This window comes from Kitasatospora sp. NPDC050543, from assembly GCF_044457565.1.
In the GTDB taxonomy this organism is placed as follows: domain Bacteria; phylum Actinomycetota; class Actinomycetes; order Streptomycetales; family Streptomycetaceae; genus Kitasatospora.
The window spans coordinates 1-20,042 of the sequence record NZ_JBITGZ010000017.1 but is presented as its reverse complement, the minus strand read 5'-3'; the positions used below and the strand labels follow the sequence as shown (position 1 = coordinate 20,042).

Sequence of the window (20,042 nt, the reverse complement as noted above, 5' to 3'; positions counted from 1 at the left end):
CACCCGACGGCTACCCGGCGGTACCGATCAGTCGAGTACGACGTAGGTGACGACGCATTGTCAGGAGGGATGAGCCGAGGCTAACCTTGCCGCCTCCCAGGATCCCCCGTTCCGTACAGGAGGCAATCATGGCGTCAGTTCCCGACGCGGTCTCGGAGACCGCCCGGCCGCTCGTGCTCAGCCTGTTCCGCGTGATCATCGGGTTCCTGTTCGCCTGCCACGGCGCCGCCTCGCTCTTCGGCGTCTTCGGCGGGGCCTACGGCGGCGGAACCGTGCCCCTCGGCCAGTGGCCCGGCTGGTGGGCCGCACTGATCCAACTCGTGGGCGGTGTCCTGGTCCTGCTGGGACTGGGCACCAGAAGTGCGGCGCTGATCTGCTCCGGCTCGATGGCGTACGCCTACTTCTCCGTACACCAGGAGAACGCGCTGCTGCCGCTCAAGAACGGAGGGGAGCCCTCGGTCCTGTTCTGCTGGGCCTTCCTCCTCATCGCTGCCTTCGGCCCCGGGCGCTACGCCCTGGGCCGGGCCCTGACGACCAGCGCCACCCGCACCACCACCACCGCCCCCGCGGCGGCCTCGCCCGATCCGGCCAGGGCCGGCCGCCCCGGCATCTGAGCACCCGGCCCCGCCGGCCCCGGCAGGACCACGGCCACCGACCTCCAGGATCAGCGCGATGGCAGCGGATCCGCGTCGTGCGCACGACGCGGATCCGCTGCCGCATCACAGCAGTTGCCCGCCCCCGACGCGGCTCAGCCATCGGCCAGGTGGCGCTCCAGCGAGGACACCTTCGAGGTCAGCCCGTCGGAGACACCCGCCCGGTCGTCGATCTTGATCACGGTGCTCACCCGGCCGCTGTACGCCTTCACCGCCTCGATCGCCTCCCGGATGACCGGCATCACCTCGTCCCACTCCCCCTCGATGCTGGTGAACATCGCGTCCGTGCGGTTGGGCAGACCGCTGGCCCGGACCACCCGGACGGCGGCGGCCACGGCCTCCCCGACCTCCTCACCGACGCCCAGCGGGGTGACCGAAAACGCTGCGAGCACGGCTCTCTCCTCCTCGTCGCGACCCCGCTCCGAGGCCGCGACCAGGCTATCCGGCACCGGTTCTGACGATCGCTCAGGCGGGCCGCCGGCCCTGTCACACCGCGGTGGGCAGCGGCGGCTCCACCGCCAGCGGCGCCGAGCTGCGCGCCCGGTGCTGCGCGGCCCACCCGGCGAGCGCCACCGTACAGGCGTGATCCAGATGCCGCAGGGCCGTCCAGTCCAGCTCCACCGGCCGGTCCCCCGGCAGCCGCTCCAGGGTGTCCAGCAGCCTCGGCAGCCGCAGGAAGGTCGCATTACCGCTCAGGCGCACCCGCAGCGGCTCCTCGACGCCGTCCGCGGCGCCCTCGACCGCGATGTGCAGCTGCGAGGTCTGCCAGGCCGACTTCACCACCGCGAGGCCGACGCCGAGCAGCACCCCGCGGAACAGGTCGGTGGCGATGATCGCGACCGCCGTGACCGCCAACACCAAGGCCTCGTCCCGGTGTTCGCGCCAGAGTGCGCCGAGGCGCCGGACCGGTACGAGTTTCGCCCCGGCGTGCACCAGGACGGCGGCGAGCGCCGCCAACGGGATCAGCCCGAGCGCGGCCGGCAGCAGCGCCGCGAACAGCAGCAGCCACAGCCCGTGCAGCGTGCGGGACGCCTTGCTGCGCGCCCCCGCCTGGACGTTGGCGGCGCTGCGCACGATCACCGCCGTCATCGGCAGCGCGCCCAGCAGGCCGCACAGGGCGTTGCCGATGCCCTGGGAGGTCAGCTCGCGGTCGTAGTCGGTCCGCGGGCCCTGGTGCATCCGGTCGACGGCGGCGGCGCTGAACAGCGTCTCCGCGGAGGCGATCAGGGTGAAGGCGAGGACGGTGCCGGCCCCGGCCGCGCCGGCCAGCGCGGCGAAGGCGGCGGCGTCCGGCGGCTGGACCACACCCAGCAGACCCTCCACCCGTACCCGCGCCACCGGCAGGTCGGCCAGCACCGTGACCACCGCGGCCAGGCCCACGGCGGCCAGCGGCGCCGGCACCACCCGCGCCCTGGACGGCAGGTACCGCCACAGCACCAGCACGGCCAGCGTGCCGACGCCGAGCGCCACGGCGGCCGGGGCGGCCCGGCCCAGCAGCACATCGGTGAGCAGCGCGGGCAGCCCGGCGATCTTCTCCGGGCCGGTGCCGGGCGCGGCGCGGTCCGCGACGGCGTAGAGCTGGCCGAGCACGAGGGTGAGCCCGATCCCGGCGAGCATGCCGTGCACCACGGAGGCCGACATCGCGCGGAACCAGCGACCGAGCCGCAGCAGGCCCATTGCGAGCTGGAGCAGCCCGGTGGCCAGCACCAGGGCGCCGAGCGAGCCGAGCCCGTGCTCCCGGACGGCTTCGAGTACCAGTACGGTCAGGCCGGCGGCCGGACCACTGACCTGGAGGCTGCTGCCCGGGAGGGCACCGACCACCAGGCCGCCGACGATCCCGGTGACCAGGCCGAGCTCGGCGGGGACGCCCGAGGCGACGGCCACGCCGACGCAGAGCGGGAGCGCGACCAGGAAGACGACGAGGGAGGCGGGCAGGTCGAACCGCCACGGGACGGAGCGGACCAGGCCGGCGCGGGCGGCGCCGGCCTTCGGGCCTCCGCGGGGGCCGGGGAGCGGGCTCGTCACGACGTCACCGCCCCTGCGGAGCGGGGGACGGCGAGGTCCTGCGGGTGGACGGGCGGGTTCGGGACGGGGAGCGGGTTCGGGACGGGGTTCCGGGAGGGGAGCGGGCGCGCCGCCGGGCGGGGCCGGTCGGGTGGAGCCGTCCGGCCGGGGGCACCGGCGCGGCGGAGCAGGGTGCGCATGGGCGTCTTCCTTCCGCGCGCCCGGGGCGTGCGGACGCGCTGCTGGCTGGGCAGGGCCGTCCACGCGGCCGGAGCAGGGGCTGCGGGAGGGCGGGGCGGCTGAGGCGTCCGCGCGTTTGCGAGGAGGGGCGTCGACGAGGAGGCCGACAGGTCGGCTCCGGGCAGGGCTGCGGAGTCCGATGGAGGAGGACTGCGAGGACGGGCGGGAAGGGCTCGGGACCAGGCCTGCACCAGGCCCGCAACGACTGGTCGACATCGCCAGTTGAAGATGACAACCATGGTGGCCCGGCGTGAGCCCGACGGTACCCAGCAGCCCAGGTAAGGCCAACCTCATCCACGATTGCTCCATATGGAACGCACCTCATCGACACGGACATGACGGGATCCGACCCCACAGGCCGCACGCATGTTCCGTGGACGAACAGAGTTGCGACCATCCCCGCGCTTGCATCAACCGACGACTCGACACCCCCGGACGAGCCGGCGACCTGTAGGAAGCCGCCCTGGCCGCGCGCCCGACCACATGACAGCGTGACCGGAAGGCCGCGGCACGACCGATGGCCTGCGGGCGAGCGCCCACCGGCAGCCATGGGCGCCCCACAGGGGCCTCCAACAATCTGTTGAAGCCCCCCTTGACGACCCCTCGACCCCCGCCTTACTTTGTTTCCGCATGCCAAAACAGTTCTTCCGTATCGTGGAATCCAGGAGATGAGCCCTCCGACCCACAGCGGGCCGACGCAGGAGAAACCCGATGCCTCGTATGACAGCCGCCCGCGCGGCAGTTGAGATCCTCAAGCGCGAAGGCGTTGAGGTCGCGTTCGGCGTGCCGGGCGCTGCCATCAACCCCTTCTACGCGGCCCTCAAGGCCTCCGGCGAGATCCGTCACACGCTCGCCCGCCACGTCGAGGGCGCCTCGCACATGGCCGAGGGCTACACCCGCGCCAAGGCCGGGAACATCGGTGTCTGCATCGGTACCTCGGGCCCGGCCGGCACCGACATGATCACCGGGCTCTACTCGGCGATCGCCGACTCGATCCCGATCCTCTGCATCACCGGCCAGGCCCCGACCGCCGTGCTGCACAAGGAGGACTTCCAGGCCGTCGACATCGCCTCGATCGCCAAGCCGGTGACCAAGGCCGCGACGACCGTCCTGGAGGCCGCACAGGTCCCCGGTGTCTTCCAGCAGGCCTTCCACCTGATGCGCTCCGGCCGTCCGGGCCCGGTCCTGATCGACCTGCCGATCGACGTCCAGCTGACCGAGATCGAGTTCGACCCGGAGACCTACGCGCCGCTGCCGGTCTATAAGCCCTCCGCCACCCGCGCCCAGATCGAGAAGGCCATCCGGTTCCTGCTGGACTCCGAGCGTCCGCTGATCGTCGCCGGTGGCGGCATCATCAACGCCGACGCCGCCGAGCTGCTGGTGGAGTTCGCCGAGCTCACCGACACCCCCGTCATCCCGACCCTGATGGGCTGGGGCATCATCGCGGACGACCACGAGCTCAACGCCGGCATGGTCGGCCTGCAGACCTCGCACCGCTACGGCAACGCCAACCTGCTGGAGTCGGACTTCGTCCTCGGCATCGGCAACCGCTGGGCCAACCGCCACACCGGCGCGCTGGACGTCTACCGCAAGGGCCGCAAGTTCGTCCACGTCGACATCGAGCCGACCCAGCTCGGCAAGATCTTCGCCCCGGACTTCGGCATCGCCTCCGACGCCAAGGCCGCGCTGGAACTGTTCGTCGAGGTGGCGAAGGAGCTCAAGGCCGCGGGCAGGCTGCCCGACCGCAGCGAGTGGGCCGCCTCCACCCAGGAGCGCAAGGCCACCCTGCAGCGCCGCACCCACTTCGACAACGTGCCGCTGAAGCCGCAGCGCGTCTACGAGGAGATGAACAAGGCCTTCGGCCCGGAGACCCGCTACGTCACCACCATCGGCCTCTCCCAGATCGCCGGCGCGCAGATGCTGCACGTCTACAAGCCGCGGCACTGGATCAACTGCGGCCAGGCCGGCCCGCTCGGCTGGACCATCCCGGCCGCGCTCGGTGTCGCCACCGCCGACCCCGAGACCCCGGTCGTCGCGCTCTCCGGCGACTACGACTTCCAGTTCATGCTGGAGGAGCTGGCCGTCGGCGCCCAGCACCGGATCCCGTACGTCCACGTGCTGGTCAACAACGCCTACCTGGGCCTGATCCGCCAGGCGCAGCGCAACCTGGACATCAACTTCCAGGTCAACCTGGAGTTCGAGAACATCAACTCCCCCGAGCTGGGCGTCTACGGCGTGGACCACGTCAAGGTCGTCGAGGGTCTGGGCTGCAGGGCGATCCGGGTCACCGAGCCGGACCAGCTGCTGCCCGCCTTCGAGGAGGCCAAGAAGCTCGCGGCCGAGTTCCGCGTCCCGGTGGTCGTCGAGGCCATCCTGGAGCGCGTCACCAACATCTCGATGGGTGGCGCCGGCATCGACGCCGTCAACGAGTGGGAGGAGCTCGCGACCGAGCCCGGCCACGCACCCACCGCCATCAAGACCCTGAGGGTCTGACAGCCCGGGAGAAGCCCGATGCTCCCACTGCACGGCGGCGGCCGTGCAGCGGGCAGCTGAGAGCCGGAGGGCCCGGTGACGCCACAGCGGCGTCACCGGGCCCTCCGGCGTGCGGCCCCGCGCGAGCGGGTGCGGGGGTGTCAGGAGCAGGTGTAGGTGAAGGCGGCCGGCCCCGAGTGGCGCTGCGGGGAGAGGATCTCGATGGTGGCGGCGGCCTGGAGGGAGCCCTTGCCGTCGAAGGTCCAGCGCAGCACCACGTCCGTACGGCGGTCACCGGCCCGGACACTCTGGCTGAGCTCGCCGGAGGATGTGCCGTCGCTGCGCAGCCAGTGGTAGCGGACGGTCCCGGCCTCGCCGTTGGTCTCGACGGTGGCGGTGATCACGGCGGTGCCGTCGCAGCCCGGGCCGGCCGGGTCGGTGGTGGCGGTGACGCCGGTGACGGCCAGGGCCGGGGTGGTCCAGCGCCAGAGGAGGAGGCCCAGCAGGGCGAGCAGCACGGCGGCAGGGACCAGCCAGCGGGCCGTCCGGCGGGGGCGCGGCGGGTCCGCCGGGGCCGCGGCGCCGTGCCAGACCGCCGCGGCCAGCGGCGGCATGCCGGGGCCGAAGCGCCGCAACTCGCCGTCGGCCAGTGGCGGTTCGTCCTGCGGGCCGTCCTGGCCGTTCCGGGGGGCGTCCTGCGGTTCGTCCTGGGGGCCGTCCTGCGAGGTGTCGGTGCGGGTGGCCTCCGCCGGCACGGTCTGGTCAGGTTCGGCGGACGGGGCGTCGGGGGCGGGCGCGTCGGCTGCGGCCGCGACTGCGGCTGCGGGCTTGGCCCAGACGGCGGGGTCGAGGAAGGTCGCGCAGGCCTCGTCGTCCAGCCGGACGGTCTCCTCCTCGGCCGGCTCCGCCGCGCTCAACCGGACGGTCTCCTCCGCGTCGTCCGGGCCCGTCGCGCGCATCCGGACGGTCGACTCGGCCGCTGAGGCCGACGGGGCCTCCGGATCCGGGGTGGCCGTGGCGGCCCCGGTCGCCGGGGTGGGCTGCGGAGCGGGCGTGGCGGGTGGCGGCGTGGACATGCGATCTCCCGGGAACGGAGCTGAGCGGGCGGGGCGGCGAGGGGGGCGGGGCGACCGGCCGGGACCACGGGCCGGGATGACGGCCGGGATCACGGCAGGGCGGCTCAGCGCGGCGGGTCGCAGGTCGGGGCGAACAGCTCGCGGTACGTCGTCTGCGGCTTGAGGGCGGCCGGGCTGGTGCCGACCTGTACGCCCCAGTCCGGATAGGTGTCCCCGGAGCCGAAGGTGTGCGGCAGCGTGACCGTCGCACGGCCGTCGTGCAGCGCGACGGTGTCCGTGGCGACGGTGATCCGCGCGGTCCGCGTGCCCATGTTGTGCGACCAGGTGAAGGTCAGCGAGGCGGGCCCGGTGCCCTCCGTCACAACGGTGACCGAGGCCGTCAGCCCGTACCGGCCGTAGCAGGTCAGCGAGTCGATGTTCACGGACGCCACCCGCACGCTCGCGGGCGCGACCGTCGCGGACGGCGAGGTGGTCGCGCCGGCGGTGGGGCTGCTGGTCACGGGCGGCGTGGCCGGGGTGGACGGGGTCGGCGGGACGCCGAGGGTGGCGGTCGGCGCGGGCGGGACGGAGGCACCGGTGGCGAAGGGGGACGGCTTGCCCGTACCGCCGGTCGGTGCGCCGGTGCCCGGCTTGGTGGGCGACGGCTGAGCCGTCCCCGTCGCCGTCCCCGTCGCGCCGGCGCTCGGCGAGGCACTGGGCGAGGCCGAGCCGGTGCTCGCCGAGGGCTCGACGGTGCCCGGCCCGTCGGAGGGGCTGCCCGGGGCGGGCGTCGTCGGGCGCAGCACGGTGGTCGCCTCCGGTGCGGCACCGAGGACCGTCCGCGCGCCGCCCTCGCTCGCCCCGGCGATCGCCACGCCGGCGAGTGCGGCCACGGCCAGGCTGCTCGCCGCGACGCCGGCCACGATCTGCGCCCGCCGCCCCGCCCGCAGCCGCCCGGGCCGGCGCAGCCGGATCAGCCGCCCGGTCGTCCCGGACGGGCCAAGGCTGGTGTGCGCCAGCGCGGTGGTGCCCGAGGCCGGGCCCGCGGCGGCGCCGGGCAGCAGGAAGGCCAGCAGCGCGACCAGTGACACCAGGTCGGCCCGGCCGCGCTCCTCCCAGTCCTCGCCGTACCCGGCCGTGGCGACCGCCTCCAGTTCGGAGACGAACGCGGCCGCGCTGCCCGGGCGGACGGTCGGGGTCTTGGCCAGGCCGGCCCGGATCAGCGGCCGTACCTCCGCCGGGGCCAGCTCGTCGGGGATCGGCGCCTCGGTGTGCTGCACGGCGAGCTCGGCGATCGTCGCGCCGTCGTACGGGCGGGCACCGGTCAGGCACTCGAAGAAGGTGACCGTTGCCGCGTAGACGTCGGCCGCCGGGGAGGCGGGCTTGCCGGCCCACTGCTCGGGTGCCAGGTAGGCGGGGGTGCCGGAGATGTCGCGGTCGTCGCCGCTGCGGACGGCGATGCCGAAGTCCACCAGCTTGGAGGTGCCGTCGGAGGCGACCAGCACGTTGCCCGGCTTGTAGTCGCGGTGCACGATGCCCGCCTCGTGCGCGGCGGCCAGCCCGAGCAGCGAGCCCTTGAGCACCACCAGGGCCGCGCAGGGCGTGGTCGCTCCCTCCTCGCGGAGCAGGGTGCGCAGCGCGACGCCGTCCACGACCTCCATCACGATGGCGCAGCCCCGGCTGCTCTCCACGTACTCGTAGAGGCGGGTGACGTGGGGTGAGCGCAGGCCGCCCAGCACCTCGGCCTCGGCGCGCAGCCCGGTGCCGCCCTCGGCGCGGTTCAGGTACTTGATCGCGACGGCGGTGCCGGTCTCGTCGTGCTGTGCGAGTACGACCCGTCCGCTGGCGCCCCGGCCGAGCTCCCGGCCGTGGGTGTAGCCCGGCAGCGACCAGGCGCCCGCGCCATCGGCATCGGCGCCACCCGCACCACCCGCACCACGCGCGCCGCCCGTGGCGCCCGTGGCGTCGCCCTCGGCGTCACCGTTCGCGGCTCTGCCGGCTCCGGCTTCGGCGTCCATCGCGACCGCCCCTCCTTCGTTCCCCGCCGCACGGTGGTGCGGCCTCTGCAATCGACGTGTCCGCAGGCCGGCGGGTTCCCGTCCGGAGGCACCGAAAGGTCACGGTTCGGGCGATTCGCACACCATCTCAGCTGTTCTCGACGGCAACGACATCCGATCATCCGCCGCAGGCCGGAACACCCGGGGCCGCCCGGCGGTTGTGTGCGGTGGAACCTATCGTGGCCGTCACCCGGCCGTCCACCGTCCCGAAGGGCACCCTCTTGAGCCTGTACGACATCCCGCTGCGCACCCTGTCCGGCGAGTCCGCCTCGCTTGCCGACCACAAGGGCAAGGCGCTGCTGATCGTCAACGTCGCGTCCAAGTGCGGGCTGACCCCGCAGTACGCCGGGCTGGAGCGCCTCCAGGAGCGCTACGCCGAGCGCGGGTTCACGGTGCTGGGCTTCCCCTCCAACCAGTTCGCCGGGCAGGAGCCGGGCAGCGCGGAGGAGATCCAGACCTTCTGCTCGACCACCTACGGCGTCTCCTTCCCGCTGTTCGAGAAGACGGACGTGAACGGCGAGGACCGCCACCCGCTGTACGCGGAGCTGACCAAGGCCGTCGACGCCGAGGGCCAGGCCGGTGACATCGGCTGGAACTTCGAGAAGTTCGTGGTCTCGCCGGACGGCGCGGTCACCGCCCGGATCCGCGCGCGTACCGAGCCGGAGGCCACCGAGGTCATCGAGGCGATCGAGGCCGTGCTGCCGGCCTGACGCCCGCACGCGCACCGGACGGCCCGGGGCGGCGCTCCCAGGAGTGCCCGCCCCGGGCCGTCCGCCTTGTCCGCACCGACCGACCCGCCCCACCGGCCCCAGCCCCACCGGTCGATCGGGTACTGCCCGGGCCCGCCCTGTCCCGCTCAGTCCCGCTCAGTCCTCCCGCGCCAGCAGCAGCCGGGTGCCCGGCGGCAGGGCGCCGCCTCGGGCGGCGGCCCGCAGGTGCGTGAGGAGGGTGGCGCGCAGCTCGGCGGCGGCCCGGGTCGGCGGCAGCTCGGCGCCGTGCGCGACGGAGATCGTGCGCCCGAGCCCCGGCCCCGCGAAGGGGGTGACGGCCAGCCCGGAGCGGGCCGCGACCATGCCCGGGACCACGGCGGGACCAAGGCCCGCCCGGACGAACCCGAGCACCGCGTCCATCTCGCCGCCCTCGACGGCGAAGGTCGGCTCGAAGCCGGCCGCACGGCAGGCGGCGATGGTCGCCTCGCGGACGTCGTAGCCCTCGCGGAACATCACCAGCGGCCGCTCGCGCAGCTCCGCCACCCGCACCCGCCGCCGCGGGTGGGGCGCGGCCGAGACCAGCACCAGTTCCTCGTGCAGCAGCTCGGTGACGGCCAGTGCCGGGGCGTCGCCGCCCGCCTGCGGTGTGATGATCAACGCCAGGTCCAGCTCGCCGTCGGCCAGCGCCTTGACCAGGTCCCGCGAGCCCCCCTCCCGGACCAGCAGGGTGACCTCCGGGTAGTGGTCGCGGAAGACCCGCAGCACGTCCGGCACCAGGCTGGTGCACAGGCTCGGCGGCGCCCCGAGCCGGACCCGGCCACGCCGCAGCCGGACCGTCTCCTGGACGGCGAGCCGGGCGCTCTCGGTGTCCGCGAGGATCCGCCTGGCCAGCGGCAGCAGCGCCTCACCGGCGTCGGTCAGGGCGATGTTGCCGCGCGCGCGGTGGAACAGCTCGGCCCCCAGCTCCTTCTCCAGCGCGCGGATCTGCTGGGAGAGCGAGGGCTGGGCGACGTGCACGAGGTCGGCGGCCCGGGTGAAGTGCCGGGTCTCGGCCACCGCGACGAAGTACCGGAGTTGCTGGAGCTGCACACCACCCAGGATAGGCCGTCGCTATCGTGGTGAGCCGCAGCATGTCTTGGACGTACCGTCGGCCGGTTCCTACCGTGGTGGACATGGCATCTGCGACTGGGACGGGCCGACGTCCGTCCACCCTGGCGGCGCTCTGGCGCTCGACCGTCGGCAAGAAGGCGGCGATGGCCGTCAGCGGCCTGGTCATGCTGCTCTACCTGGTCTTCCACATGCTCGGGAACCTCAAGGTCTTCTTCGGCCCGGACGACCTCAACGGGTACGCGGCCTGGCTGCGCACCCTCGGCCAGCCGTTCCTGGGGCACGAGTGGTTCCTGTGGATCGCCCGCGTCGGGCTGCTGGCCGCCGTCCTGGTGCACGGCGTCGCCGCGTACCAGCTGAGCCGGCGCGACCTCGCGGCCCGCCCGAGCAAGTACGTCCACCAGCGGCGGCGGGCCAGTTACGCCACCCGGACGATGCGCTGGGGCGGGGTCATCCTGGCCCTGTTCATCGTCTGGCACATCCTCGACCTCACCACCCTCACGGTGAACCCGAGGGCCGAGGAGGGCCACCCGTACCAGAACGTCGTGGCCTCGTTCTCGCACTGGTACAGCGGCGTGATCTACATCCTCGCGATGCTGGCCCTCGGGCTGCACATCCGCCACGGGTTCTGGAGCGCCGCCCAGACCCTGGGCGCCAACAACGCCCACCGCGACCGGGCGCTCAAGGCCGTCGCCAACGGGCTCGCGCTCGTCCTGACCGCCGGCTTCCTGTCCGTACCCGTCGCCGTCATGACCGGAGTGGTGAGTTGAGCAGCGACAACGACCGCAGCGCCGACAACGGCGGCAGCGCCCCGGGCAACGACAGCCGCGGCGGCCACGGCGCCGACCAGGGCACCGGCCCGGGCAGCGACTACAGCGCGTACCGCGTCGGCGAGCCGATCGCCGACACCCGCGCCCCGGGCGGCCCGATCGAACAGCGGTGGGACCAGCGGCGGTTCGAGGCCAGGCTGGTCAACCCGGCCAACCGGCGCAAGCACACCGTGATCGTCGTCGGCACCGGCCTGGCCGGCGGCGCGGCCGGCGCCACGCTGGCCGAACAGGGCTACCACGTCGAGCAGTTCTGCTTCCAGGACTCCCCGCGCCGGGCCCACTCGATCGCCGCCCAGGGCGGCATCAACGCCGCCAAGAACTACCGCAACGACGGCGACTCGGTACGCCGGCTGTTCTACGACACCGTCAAGGGCGGGGACTTCCGGTCCCGCGAGTCCAATGTGCACCGGCTGGCCCAGGTCTCGGTGGAGATCATCGACCAGTGCGTGGCGCAGGGTGTGCCCTTCGCCCGCGAGTACGGCGGTCTGCTCGACACCCGCTCGTTCGGCGGTGTCCAGGTCTCCCGCACCTTCTACGCGCGCGGCCAGACCGGCCAGCAGCTGCTGCTCGGCGCCTACCAGGCGCTGTCGCGCCAGATCGCGGCGGGCGGGGTGCGGATGCACCCGCGCACCGAGATGCTCGACCTTCTCGTCATCGACGGCCGGGCGCGCGGCATCGTCGCCCGGGACCTGGTGACGGGTGAGATCACCACCCACCTCGCCGACGCGGTGGTGCTCGCCACCGGCGGGTACGGGAACGTGTTCTACCTCTCGACGAACGCCAAGAACTCCAACGCCACCGCCATCTGGCGGGCGCACCGCCGCGGCGCGTACTTCGCAAACCCCTGCTTCACCCAGATCCACCCGACCTGCATCCCGCGCAGCGGCGACCACCAGTCGAAGCTCACCCTGATGAGCGAGTCGCTGCGCAACGACGGCCGGATCTGGGTGCCGCGGACGGCCGGGGACACCCGGGCGCCCGCCGAGATCCCCGAGCACGAGCGGGACTACTACCTGGAGCGGATCTACCCCTCCTTCGGCAACCTGGTGCCGCGCGACATCGCCTCCCGGGCGGCGAAGAACGTCTGCGACGAGGGCCGCGGCGTGGGCCCCGGCGGCCAGGGCGTCTACCTGGACTTCGCGGACGCCATCGTGCGGCTGGGCCGGGCGGCGGTGGAGGCCAGGTACGGGAACCTGTTCGAGATGTACGAGCGGATCACCGCCGAGGACCCGTACCGGGTGCCGATGCGGATCTACCCCGCGATCCACTACACCATGGGCGGGCTCTGGGTCGACTACGACCTGCAGACCAGCCTGCCCGGCCTGTTCGCCATCGGCGAGGCCAACTTCTCCGACCACGGCGCCAACCGGCTCGGCGCCAGCGCGCTGATGCAGGGCCTGGCCGACGGCTACTTCGTCCTGCCGGCCACGCTCAACGACTACCTCGCCCGGCAGCCGGCCGATCCCGTCCCCGAGGACCACCCGGAGATCGAGTCGGTGGTCGCCGAGGTCACGGACCGGCTCAACCTGATCCTGGCCGTCGACGGCGACCGCACGCCCGACTCCTTCCACCGCGAGCTGGGCGAACTCCTCTGGGACGAGTGCGGCATGGCCCGGAGCGACGAGGGGCTGCGCCGGGCGCTGGCCCGGATCCCGCGGCTGCGCGAGGAGTTCTGGCGCCGGATCAAGGTGCCGGGCAGCGGCGCCGAGCTCAACCAGGCCCTGGAGAAGGCCAACCGGATCGTCGACTACCTGGAACTCGCCGAGCTGATGTGCCTCGACGCCCTGCACCGCACCGAGTCCTGCGGCGGCCACTTCCGCGAGGAGAGCCGCACCTCGGAGGGCGAGGCGGCCCGCCGCGACGAGGAGTTCTCGTACGCCGCGGCCTGGGAGTTCACCGCCACCGGCGGCGCCCCGGTGCTGCACCGGGAGCAGCTGGAGTTCGAGTACGTCCACCCCACCCAGCGGAGCTACACATGAACCTCACCCTGCGGATCTGGCGCCAGGCCGGGCCGGACACGCCCGGCTCGATGACCACCTACCAGGTCGGCGGCATCAGCCCCGACATGTCCTTCCTGGAGATGCTCGACACCCTGAACGAGGAGCTGATCCTGCGCGGCGAGACACCCGTCGCCTTCGACCACGACTGCCGGGAGGGGATCTGCGGCGCCTGCGGCATGGTCATCAACGGCCAGGCGCACGGCCCCGAGCGGACCACCACCTGTCAGCTGCACATGCGGCACTTCCGGGACGGCGACACCATCGACGTCGAGCCGTGGCGCGCCGCCGCCTTCCCGGTGGTCAAGGACCTGGTGGTGGACCGCTCGGCCTTCGACCGCATCATCGGATCCGGCGGCTACATCACCGCCGCCACCGGCAGCGCCCCCGAGGCGCACGCCACCCCCGTACCGAAGGAGGCCGCCGACACCGCCTTCGAGCATGCCGAGTGCATCGGCTGCGGTGCCTGCGTCGCCGCCTGCCCCAACGGCTCGGCGATGCTCTTCACCGCCGCCAAGGTGGTCCACCTGAACATCCTCCCGCAGGGCGCGCCGGAACGGGCCTCGCGCGTGCAGTCGATGGTCACCGCGATGGACGCCGAAGGCTTCGGCGGCTGCACCAACACCGGCGAGTGCGCCACCGCCTGCCCCAAGGGCATCCCGTTGCCCAGCATCGCCGCGATGAACCGGGAGTTCCTGCGCGGCGGACGCTGAGCCCGAAGCGTCCACCGACCGGGGTGCACGACCGGGGACACACCGGGGTACACCCCATCGGCCGGCGTACCCCCGACCGGCCCCGCCGGCCGCTGACCACCCCTCAGGGTGCGGCGAAGCCGCAGCTCAGCGCCGACCCGGCCGGCCCCGCGCCGGGCGCCCGGCCCACGCGGTACCACCACCCGCCCACCGGGTAGGAGGCGCTTGGGAGATCCGGCCGTCCACGTTCTATTGTGGCGGCGCGGCCGGTGGCGGTCGGGGAACGAAGGGGTGGACGTGGCGGGGCGGCGGAACGGCGGGGTGCTGGCGGTCTGGGCCGAGGCGCAGCGGCAGGAGCAGCGGCGGGCGGAGGCGCAGTGGCGGGCGCAGGCGGCCCAGGAACGGCGGCAGGAGCGCGAGACCCGGGAGGCGCAGCGGGCGGCGGCGCGCGGTGAGCGGGAGGCGCTGAAGGCGTACCAGCAGTCCCGGGAGGCGGAGGCGGCCCGCCGGACCGCCGAACTGGACGGGCGGGTCGCGGAGTTGCAGGGGCTCCTGCGGGCGGGCCTGAGCCGTCCCGCGTTCAGCCCCGGGGCACTGTTGGCACCGAGTGAGGCGCCGGCGTTCGAGCCGGGGCGGCTCGGCGTACCGGTGCCGATGCCGGAGCAGGCGTACTACCAGGTGGCTCCGCCGGACCCGGCGCAGGCCCGGAACCCGGCGGTGCGCCGGCAGTACGAGGAGTACGTGGCGCAGGCGCGGGCGCGGTTCGAGCAGGACTGGTACCGGGCGCAGGCCGCGGAGGCGCAGCGCCAACGCCAGCTCGCCGAGTACCACGAGCAGTACCTGGCCTGGGTGGCCGAGTACCGCCGCCGGGACGAGGAACGCACCGCCGGGACACAGGAGTTGCTGAACCGGCTGCGGCAGGGTGAGGCCGAGGCGGTGCAGGAGTACTTCACCGCGGTGCTGTACTCGTCGGCAGGCTGGCCGGAGGGATTCCCGCACAATCTGGTGGCGGCCTGGGAGGGGTCGACGCGCCAGCTGGTGGTGAACTGGGAGCTGCCGGCCGCCGAGGTGATCCCGGCGAGCAGCCGGGTGCGGTACGTGAAGTCGGACGACCGGGAGGCGGAGGTGGCGCGGCCGGCCACCGAGCGCAAGCAGCTGTACCGGGAGGTGCTGGCGCAGAGCGGGCTGCGGGTGGTGGCCGAGCTGTTCCGGGCCGACCGGGACGGGCTGCTGGCCTCGGTGGTGCTGAACGGCTTCGTGCGCGGCATCGATCCGGCGACGGGCCGGGAGGCGGAGCGGTTCCTGCTGACGGTGACGGTCTCGCGGGCGGAGTTCGGCGCGCTGGCGCTGGACCGGGTGGCGGCGGTGGAGTGCCTGCAGGGCCTCGGCGGGAAGCTGTCGGCGCGGCCCGAACGGCTGGACGAGGTGCGCCCGGACCGGCTGCCGGAGACGGTCGGCGGGAGTGTCGCCGGGCAGGGCGGGGAGGATGACCCGGACCTGTTCGAGATGGACCCGATCGAGTTCGAGGAGCTGATCGCCGAGCTGTTCCGGCTGCGCGGCTACCGGGTGATGACGACGGCCCGCAGCGGCGACGCCGGGGTGGACGTGGTCGCCGAGGACCTGGATCCGGTGACCGGCGGACGGATCGTCATCCAGGCCAAGCGCTACCGCTCGACGGTCTCCCCCACCGCGGTGCGGGACCTGGACAGCACCGTGCGCCACCACGGCGCGATCAAGGGCATCCTGGTGACCACGGCCGGTTTCGGGCCCGGCTCGTACGACTACATCCGCAACAAGCCGCTGAGCCTGGTGACGGGCCCCGAGCTGGTGGAGCTGCTGGCGGAGCAGGGGCTGCGCGGGCGGCTCGGGCCGGGCACGGGGGCGTCCGCGCCGGCCCCGCAGCCGGCGGCGTCCGCCGCTTCGCCGGGCGAGGAGGACGGGGCCGGGGCGGCCCGGGTGGAGATCGGCTGGCGCAGCCGGACGGCCGGCGGCGATCCGGTGGAGCTGGACGTCTCGGCGTTCCTGTGCGGCTCGGGCAAGGTGCTGAGCGACGAGCACTTCGTGTTCTTCAACAATCCGCAGGACCCGGAGGGCGCGGTACGGCTGCACCCGACGCACTCGGTGGCGGGTGAGCCACTGCGGGGCGCGGTGCTGTCGCTGGACCTGGCCCGGGTGGCGGCCGGGGTGGACGAGGTGGTCCTGGCGGTGTCGACGGAGGAGGAGCAGCCGCCGGCGCTTCCGCTGGGGTACGTGCACGGGCTGGTGCTGAAGGCGTCGCTGGGCGCGGTGGCGTCCGGGCCGGACCGGTGGGAGGCGGGCACCGGCGGGATGTCGGAGAGTGCCATGGTGATCGGTTCGCTCCGGCGTTCGGGTGGTGCCTGGCGGTTCGAGGCGTCGGGGCAGCCGGTGGCGGGCGGGCTGGCCGGGCTGGCGGTGCGCTGGGGGGTCGCGGTCGCCTGACCAGCCACGGGCCGGCGAGCGGGCACGACGGCACTCCAGTCGGTGATCTTTGCCGATGATCTGACTGTTCTGGCGCCCGGATTGCCGTTCACGCCCCCGGGTAGAGCTGCGCCGACCGGATGACACCCGACGGGGGAGGGCCGCCAGGATGCGTCGAATCCGTCGTACCCGCTGCCGCCGCACCCGTCCCAGGGGCCGTCCGGGGACACCGGGCCCGCTCGTCGTGGGCGGGCCCGGTCACCTCGATGCGTCGCGAAGGACCGGAAGCCCGTGACACAGCCCTTTGAACTGCCCGAGTTCTACCTGCCACACCCTGCCCGGCTCAACCCGCACGTCGAGCAGGCCCGCGCGCACTCCAAGCGGTGGGCCCGCGAGATGGGGATGCTGGAGGGCTCGGGCATCTGGGAGGAGCACGACCTCGACTCCCACGACTACGCGCTGCTGTGCGCCTACACCCACCCCGACGCCTCCGCCGCCGAACTCGCCCTGGTCACCGACTGGTACGTGTGGGTCTTCTTCTTCGACGACCACTTCCTGGAGATCTTCAAGCGCACCCAGGACCGCGAGGGCGGCAAGGCCTACCTGGACCGCATGCCGGCCTTCATGCCGATGGACCTGGCCGCCGGCACCCCCGCGCCGACCAACCCGGTCGAGGCCGGCCTGGCCGACCTCTGGGCCCGCACCGTGCCGAGCATGTCGGCCGACTGGCGCCGGCGCTTCGCCAGGAGCACCGAGCACCTGCTCAACGAGTCGCTCTGGGAACTCTCCAACATCAACGCGGGCCGGATTCCCAACCCCGTCGAGTACATCGAGATGCGCCGCAAGGTCGGCGGCGCGCCCTGGTCGGCCGGGCTGGTGGAACACGCCGTCGGGGCCGAGGTGCCCGCGGTGGTGGCGCACTCCAGGCCGCTGCGGGTCCTGAAGGACACCTTCTCCGACGGCGTGCACCTGCGCAACGACCTCTTCTCCTACCAGCGGGAGACCGAGGACGAGGGCGAGCTCAGCAACGGCGTCCTGGTACTGGAGAAGTTCCTCGGCTGCACCACCCAGCAGGCCGCCGACGCCGTCAACGAGCTGCTCACCTCGCGCCTCCAGCAGTTCGAGAGCACCGCGCTGACCGAACTCCCGCCACTGTTCGTCGAACAGGGTCTCGACCCGCAGGCCTGCCTCCAGGTCATGGCGTACGTCAAGGGTTTGCAGGACTGGCAGTCCGGCGGCCATGAGTGGCACATGCGCTCCAGCCGCTACATGAACGGCAGTGGCAGCGCGGCGGGCGGCAGTGCGGCGGACGGGGAGACCCGTACCCCGGGGGCGGCCGCCGCCTGGTCGCCGTTCCTCCCGGCGGGCATCGGCACCTCGGCCGCCGACCTCGCCCTGACCACGAGGCCGGCCACTGGGCCGGCCGCCGGACTGCCCGGCGCGGGCCGCGCCCGCAGCTTCGGCAACGTCCCGCACCGGCGCACCGGCCCGTCCCGACTGCCCGACTTCTACATGCCGTTCACCACCACGCTCAGCCCGCACCTGGACACGGCGCGCAGGAACATCGTCGAGTGGTCCCGGGAGATGGGGATCCTGGAGGAGCAGCCCGGCCTGCCCGGCTCCGGCGTCTGGGACGAACAGCGGCTCATCGCCTACGACCTGCCGCTCTGCTCCGCCGGCATCCACCCCGACGCGACACCCGAGGAGCTGGACCTGACCTCGGGCTGGCTGACCTGGGGCACCTACGGGGACGACCTCTACCCCGCGCTCTACGGCCGCACCCGCGACCTGCCGGGCGCCAAGGCCGCCAACGACCGGCTCGCGCTCTTCATGCCGGTCGAGTCGCCCGGCGCGACACCCAGGCCGGCCACCGCCCTGGAGCGCGGGCTGGCGGACCTGTGGGCCAGGACCGCCGGGCCGATGGACCAGCAGGCCCGGGGCAGGTTCCGCAAGGCCGTGGTCGACATGACGGACAGCTGGCTGTGGGAGCTGGTCAACCAGGCGCAGAACCGAATCCCCGACCCGGTGGACTACCTGGAGATGCGCCGGCTGACCTTCGGCTCCGACCTCACCATGAGCCTGTGCCGGATCGGCCACGGCCACACCATCCCGGACGAGATCTACGAGAGCGGCCCGATGCGCTCGCTGGAGAACTCGGCCATGGACTACGCCATGCTGATCAACGACGTGTTCTCGTACCAGAAGGAGGTCGAGTACGAGGGTGAGGTGCACAACGCCCTCGTGGTCGTGGAGAACTTCTTCGACTGCGACCACCCGACGGCCCTCGGCATCGTCGACGATCTGATGACCTCGCGGATGCAGCAGTTCGAGCATGTCGCCGCGCACGAACTCCCGGTGCTGTACGACGACTTCCGGCTCGACCCGGAGGCCAGGCGGATCCTGGACGGGTACGTGGTCGAGCTCCAGCAGTGGATGGCGGGCATCCTCATCTGGCACCGGGACTGCCACCGCTACGGCGAGGCGGACCTGCGCCGCAACCTCGGCGGACAGCGCTGGCCGAGCGGCCCCAGCGGGCTCGGCACCTCCTCCGCCCGTGTCCCGCTGCCGGCGGCGCTGCTCGGGCTCGGGCTCGGGCTCGGGCCGGGGATCGGGCCGGGGATCGGGCCGGGGATCGGGCTGGGGATCGGGCTGGGGCTGGGGCTCACGGAGAGCGGGCAGGGCGGGCGGCCCGGGCGGCCGGAGCCGGTTCGGGCCCGGTAACGACGGCGGCGCCGCGCGGGCCCTGGCGGGGGCCCGCGCGGCGCCTCATGGAGTGGGCGTCAGATCGACGTCAGGTCGGCGCCGGGATCGCGTCGGATCGGCGTCGGGTGTCGGATCGTCAACAGGCGTCGAGCAGCCCGGTCAGCGCGCTCTGCTCGGCGCTGTCCACGGTGAGGTCGTAGTAGTACTTCACCTGCACCCAGGCGCGCGCGTAGATGCACCGGTACGAGGCCTGCGGCAGCCAGTTCGCCGGGTCCTGGTCGCCCTTGCTGCGGTTGGAGCTCGCGGAGACGGCGATCAGCTGCGGGCGGGTGAGGTCGTTGGCGAAGGCCTTGCGCTGCTCGGTCGTCCAGGCCCAGGCGCCCGAGCGCCAGGCCTCGGCCAGCGGTACCAGGTGGTCGATGTCGAAGCTGGAGGAGTTGGTGGTGGTGACGTTGTCGTAGGCCGAGGCCCAGCTGCCGCTGACCGAGGCGCAGGCGGAGTTGGTGACGACGTTGCTGCCGTCGCGCTTGAGCACCGTCTCACGGGTGTTACAGGTGCCGGAGATGGTGATCCAGTGCGGGAAGAGCGTCCGGTCGTAGGTGTCGTCGTGCGTCTCGTCCTCCACCGTCAGCGCGGCCAGGTAGGACTTCGCGGTGGCCGTCGACACCGGCGTGGGCAGTGCGGCCTGGGCGCTGCCGGCCCCGGCCACCAGGGTGGTGAGGGTGAGCAGCAGGACGCCGAGGACGGCCAGAACGGCGCGGTGCAGCGAACGTATCTCGGGCATGCGAAGAACTCCAGGGGTGCGGGGGCGGATGCAAGGGCGCAGGGTGAAGCCGCGCCCGGACCGCACGGTCCGGGCAAGCAACCAGCATGCCCTCCAGGTGAGTTACGCGGGTAGACCTGAGAGGTGAACTTTTGACGGTCACTCGACAACTGGGGGTGGTACCGGCCCGTACGTACTGATTCGTCCGACACCTGGCCCGCCGCAGCCCGGATGTGGCTCGCCCCGTCCGGCGGGTGCCGGACGGGGCGAGCGGTGCGCGCTGTGGTGTTGTGGTGTGCCGTGGTCAGCCGGCGGGCTTC

15 protein-coding genes are annotated in these 20,042 nt (G+C 73.3%); 8 read left to right on the top strand and 7 right to left on the bottom strand.

Going from position 1 to position 20,042, the window contains the following annotated elements; genetic code table 11:
- Positions 1-128 precede the first annotated feature (128 nt).
- Complete coding sequence (locus tag ACIBH3_RS21255) at positions 129-614, top strand: DoxX family protein (RefSeq protein ID WP_396313585.1); 486 nt, start codon at positions 129-131, stop codon at positions 612-614.
- Positions 615-748: 134 nt separating this feature from the next.
- Here the strand turns inward: ACIBH3_RS21255 and ACIBH3_RS21250 are convergent, their stop codons facing one another.
- The 3 genes from ACIBH3_RS21250 to ACIBH3_RS21240 form a co-directional block, all read right to left on the bottom strand.
- Complete coding sequence (locus ACIBH3_RS21250) at positions 749-1,045, bottom strand: MTH1187 family thiamine-binding protein (RefSeq protein ID WP_396313584.1); 297 nt, start codon at positions 1,043-1,045, stop codon at positions 749-751.
- A 94-nt stretch (positions 1,046-1,139) separates the two neighbouring features.
- Positions 1,140-2,678: a SulP family inorganic anion transporter gene (locus tag ACIBH3_RS21245; protein WP_396313583.1), complete on the bottom strand. Its 1,539-nt coding sequence runs from the start codon at positions 2,676-2,678 to the stop codon at positions 1,140-1,142.
- Positions 2,675-2,857: a hypothetical protein gene (locus ACIBH3_RS21240; RefSeq protein ID WP_396313582.1), complete on the bottom strand. Its 183-nt coding sequence runs from the start codon at positions 2,855-2,857 to the stop codon at positions 2,675-2,677. Before ACIBH3_RS21240 ends, ACIBH3_RS21245 begins: the two co-directional genes overlap by 4 nt.
- 751 nt (positions 2,858-3,608) lie before the next feature.
- Between ACIBH3_RS21240 and gcl the strand changes: the two genes are divergently transcribed.
- Complete coding sequence (gene gcl, locus ACIBH3_RS21235; protein WP_396313581.1) at positions 3,609-5,390, top strand: glyoxylate carboligase; 1,782 nt, start codon at positions 3,609-3,611, stop codon at positions 5,388-5,390.
- 140 nt (positions 5,391-5,530) lie between these two features.
- Here the strand turns inward: gcl and ACIBH3_RS21230 are convergent, their stop codons facing one another.
- Positions 5,531-6,445, bottom strand: a complete 915-nt coding sequence (locus ACIBH3_RS21230; protein WP_396313580.1) for a hypothetical protein — start codon at positions 6,443-6,445, stop codon at positions 5,531-5,533.
- 104 nt (positions 6,446-6,549) lie between these two features.
- Entirely contained in the window at positions 6,550-8,442 is a 1,893-nt protein-coding gene (locus ACIBH3_RS21225) for a serine/threonine-protein kinase (RefSeq protein ID WP_396313579.1), read from the bottom strand.
- A gap of 260 nt (positions 8,443-8,702) precedes the next feature.
- Between ACIBH3_RS21225 and ACIBH3_RS21220 the strand changes: the two genes are divergently transcribed.
- Positions 8,703-9,191, top strand: coding sequence for a glutathione peroxidase (locus tag ACIBH3_RS21220; protein ID WP_396313702.1), 489 nt, complete (start codon positions 8,703-8,705; stop codon positions 9,189-9,191).
- Positions 9,192-9,347: 156 nt separating this feature from the next.
- Here the strand turns inward: ACIBH3_RS21220 and ACIBH3_RS21215 are convergent, their stop codons facing one another.
- On the bottom strand, positions 9,348-10,280 hold the full coding sequence (locus tag ACIBH3_RS21215) for a LysR family transcriptional regulator (RefSeq protein ID WP_396313578.1): 933 nt from the start codon (positions 10,278-10,280) through the stop codon (positions 9,348-9,350).
- A gap of 83 nt (positions 10,281-10,363) precedes the next feature.
- Here ACIBH3_RS21215 and ACIBH3_RS21210 point away from each other — a divergent pair, with 83 nt between their 5' ends.
- From ACIBH3_RS21210 to ACIBH3_RS21190, 5 genes are all read left to right on the top strand, one after another.
- A complete protein-coding gene (locus ACIBH3_RS21210) occupies positions 10,364-11,068 on the top strand; it encodes a succinate dehydrogenase cytochrome b subunit (RefSeq protein WP_396313577.1) in 705 nt (234 codons plus the stop codon).
- Positions 11,069-11,196: 128 nt separating this feature from the next.
- The gene (locus tag ACIBH3_RS21205) at positions 11,197-13,107 is read left to right on the top strand and encodes a fumarate reductase/succinate dehydrogenase flavoprotein subunit (RefSeq protein ID WP_396313701.1); all 1,911 of its coding nucleotides are present in this window, start codon (positions 11,197-11,199) and stop codon (positions 13,105-13,107) included.
- Complete coding sequence (locus ACIBH3_RS21200; protein WP_396313576.1) at positions 13,104-13,838, top strand: succinate dehydrogenase/fumarate reductase iron-sulfur subunit; 735 nt, start codon at positions 13,104-13,106, stop codon at positions 13,836-13,838. The genes ACIBH3_RS21205 and ACIBH3_RS21200 overlap by 4 nt, the downstream gene beginning before the upstream one ends.
- A 276-nt stretch (positions 13,839-14,114) precedes the next feature.
- Positions 14,115-16,277 carry a restriction endonuclease gene (locus ACIBH3_RS21195; RefSeq protein WP_396313575.1) on the top strand — a complete coding sequence of 721 codons (2,163 nt, stop codon included), beginning with the start codon at positions 14,115-14,117 and terminating at the stop codon, positions 16,275-16,277.
- A gap of 270 nt (positions 16,278-16,547) precedes the next feature.
- Positions 16,548-18,977 (top strand): germacradienol/geosmin synthase, encoded by a 2,430-nt coding sequence (locus ACIBH3_RS21190; protein ID WP_396313574.1) that lies wholly within the window; start codon positions 16,548-16,550, stop codon positions 18,975-18,977.
- A 118-nt stretch (positions 18,978-19,095) separates the two neighbouring features.
- Here ACIBH3_RS21190 and ACIBH3_RS21185 read toward each other — a convergent pair whose 3' ends face one another.
- Complete coding sequence (locus tag ACIBH3_RS21185) at positions 19,096-19,743, bottom strand: HNH endonuclease family protein (RefSeq protein ID WP_396313573.1); 648 nt, start codon at positions 19,741-19,743, stop codon at positions 19,096-19,098.
- Positions 19,744-20,042 lie beyond the last annotated feature (299 nt).

What these genes read in the sequence shown, in the direction of transcription:
- ACIBH3_RS21210 (WP_396313577.1), top strand. Translation starts at nt 10,364, where the DNA reads ATGGCATCTGCGACTGGGACGGGCCGACGTCCGTCCACCCTGGCGGCG.
- ACIBH3_RS21225 (WP_396313579.1), bottom strand. Translation starts at nt 8,442, where the DNA reads ATGGACGCCGAAGCCGGAGCCGGCAGAGCCGCGAACGGTGACGCCGAG.
- ACIBH3_RS21230 (WP_396313580.1), bottom strand. Translation starts at nt 6,445, where the DNA reads ATGTCCACGCCGCCACCCGCCACGCCCGCTCCGCAGCCCACCCCGGCG.
- ACIBH3_RS21255 (WP_396313585.1), top strand. Translation starts at nt 129, where the DNA reads ATGGCGTCAGTTCCCGACGCGGTCTCGGAGACCGCCCGGCCGCTCGTG.
- ACIBH3_RS21185 (WP_396313573.1), bottom strand. Translation starts at nt 19,743, where the DNA reads ATGCCCGAGATACGTTCGCTGCACCGCGCCGTTCTGGCCGTCCTCGGC.
- gcl (WP_396313581.1), top strand. Translation starts at nt 3,609, where the DNA reads ATGCCTCGTATGACAGCCGCCCGCGCGGCAGTTGAGATCCTCAAGCGC.
- ACIBH3_RS21200 (WP_396313576.1), top strand. Translation starts at nt 13,104, where the DNA reads ATGAACCTCACCCTGCGGATCTGGCGCCAGGCCGGGCCGGACACGCCC.
- ACIBH3_RS21240 (WP_396313582.1), bottom strand. Translation starts at nt 2,857, where the DNA reads ATGCGCACCCTGCTCCGCCGCGCCGGTGCCCCCGGCCGGACGGCTCCA.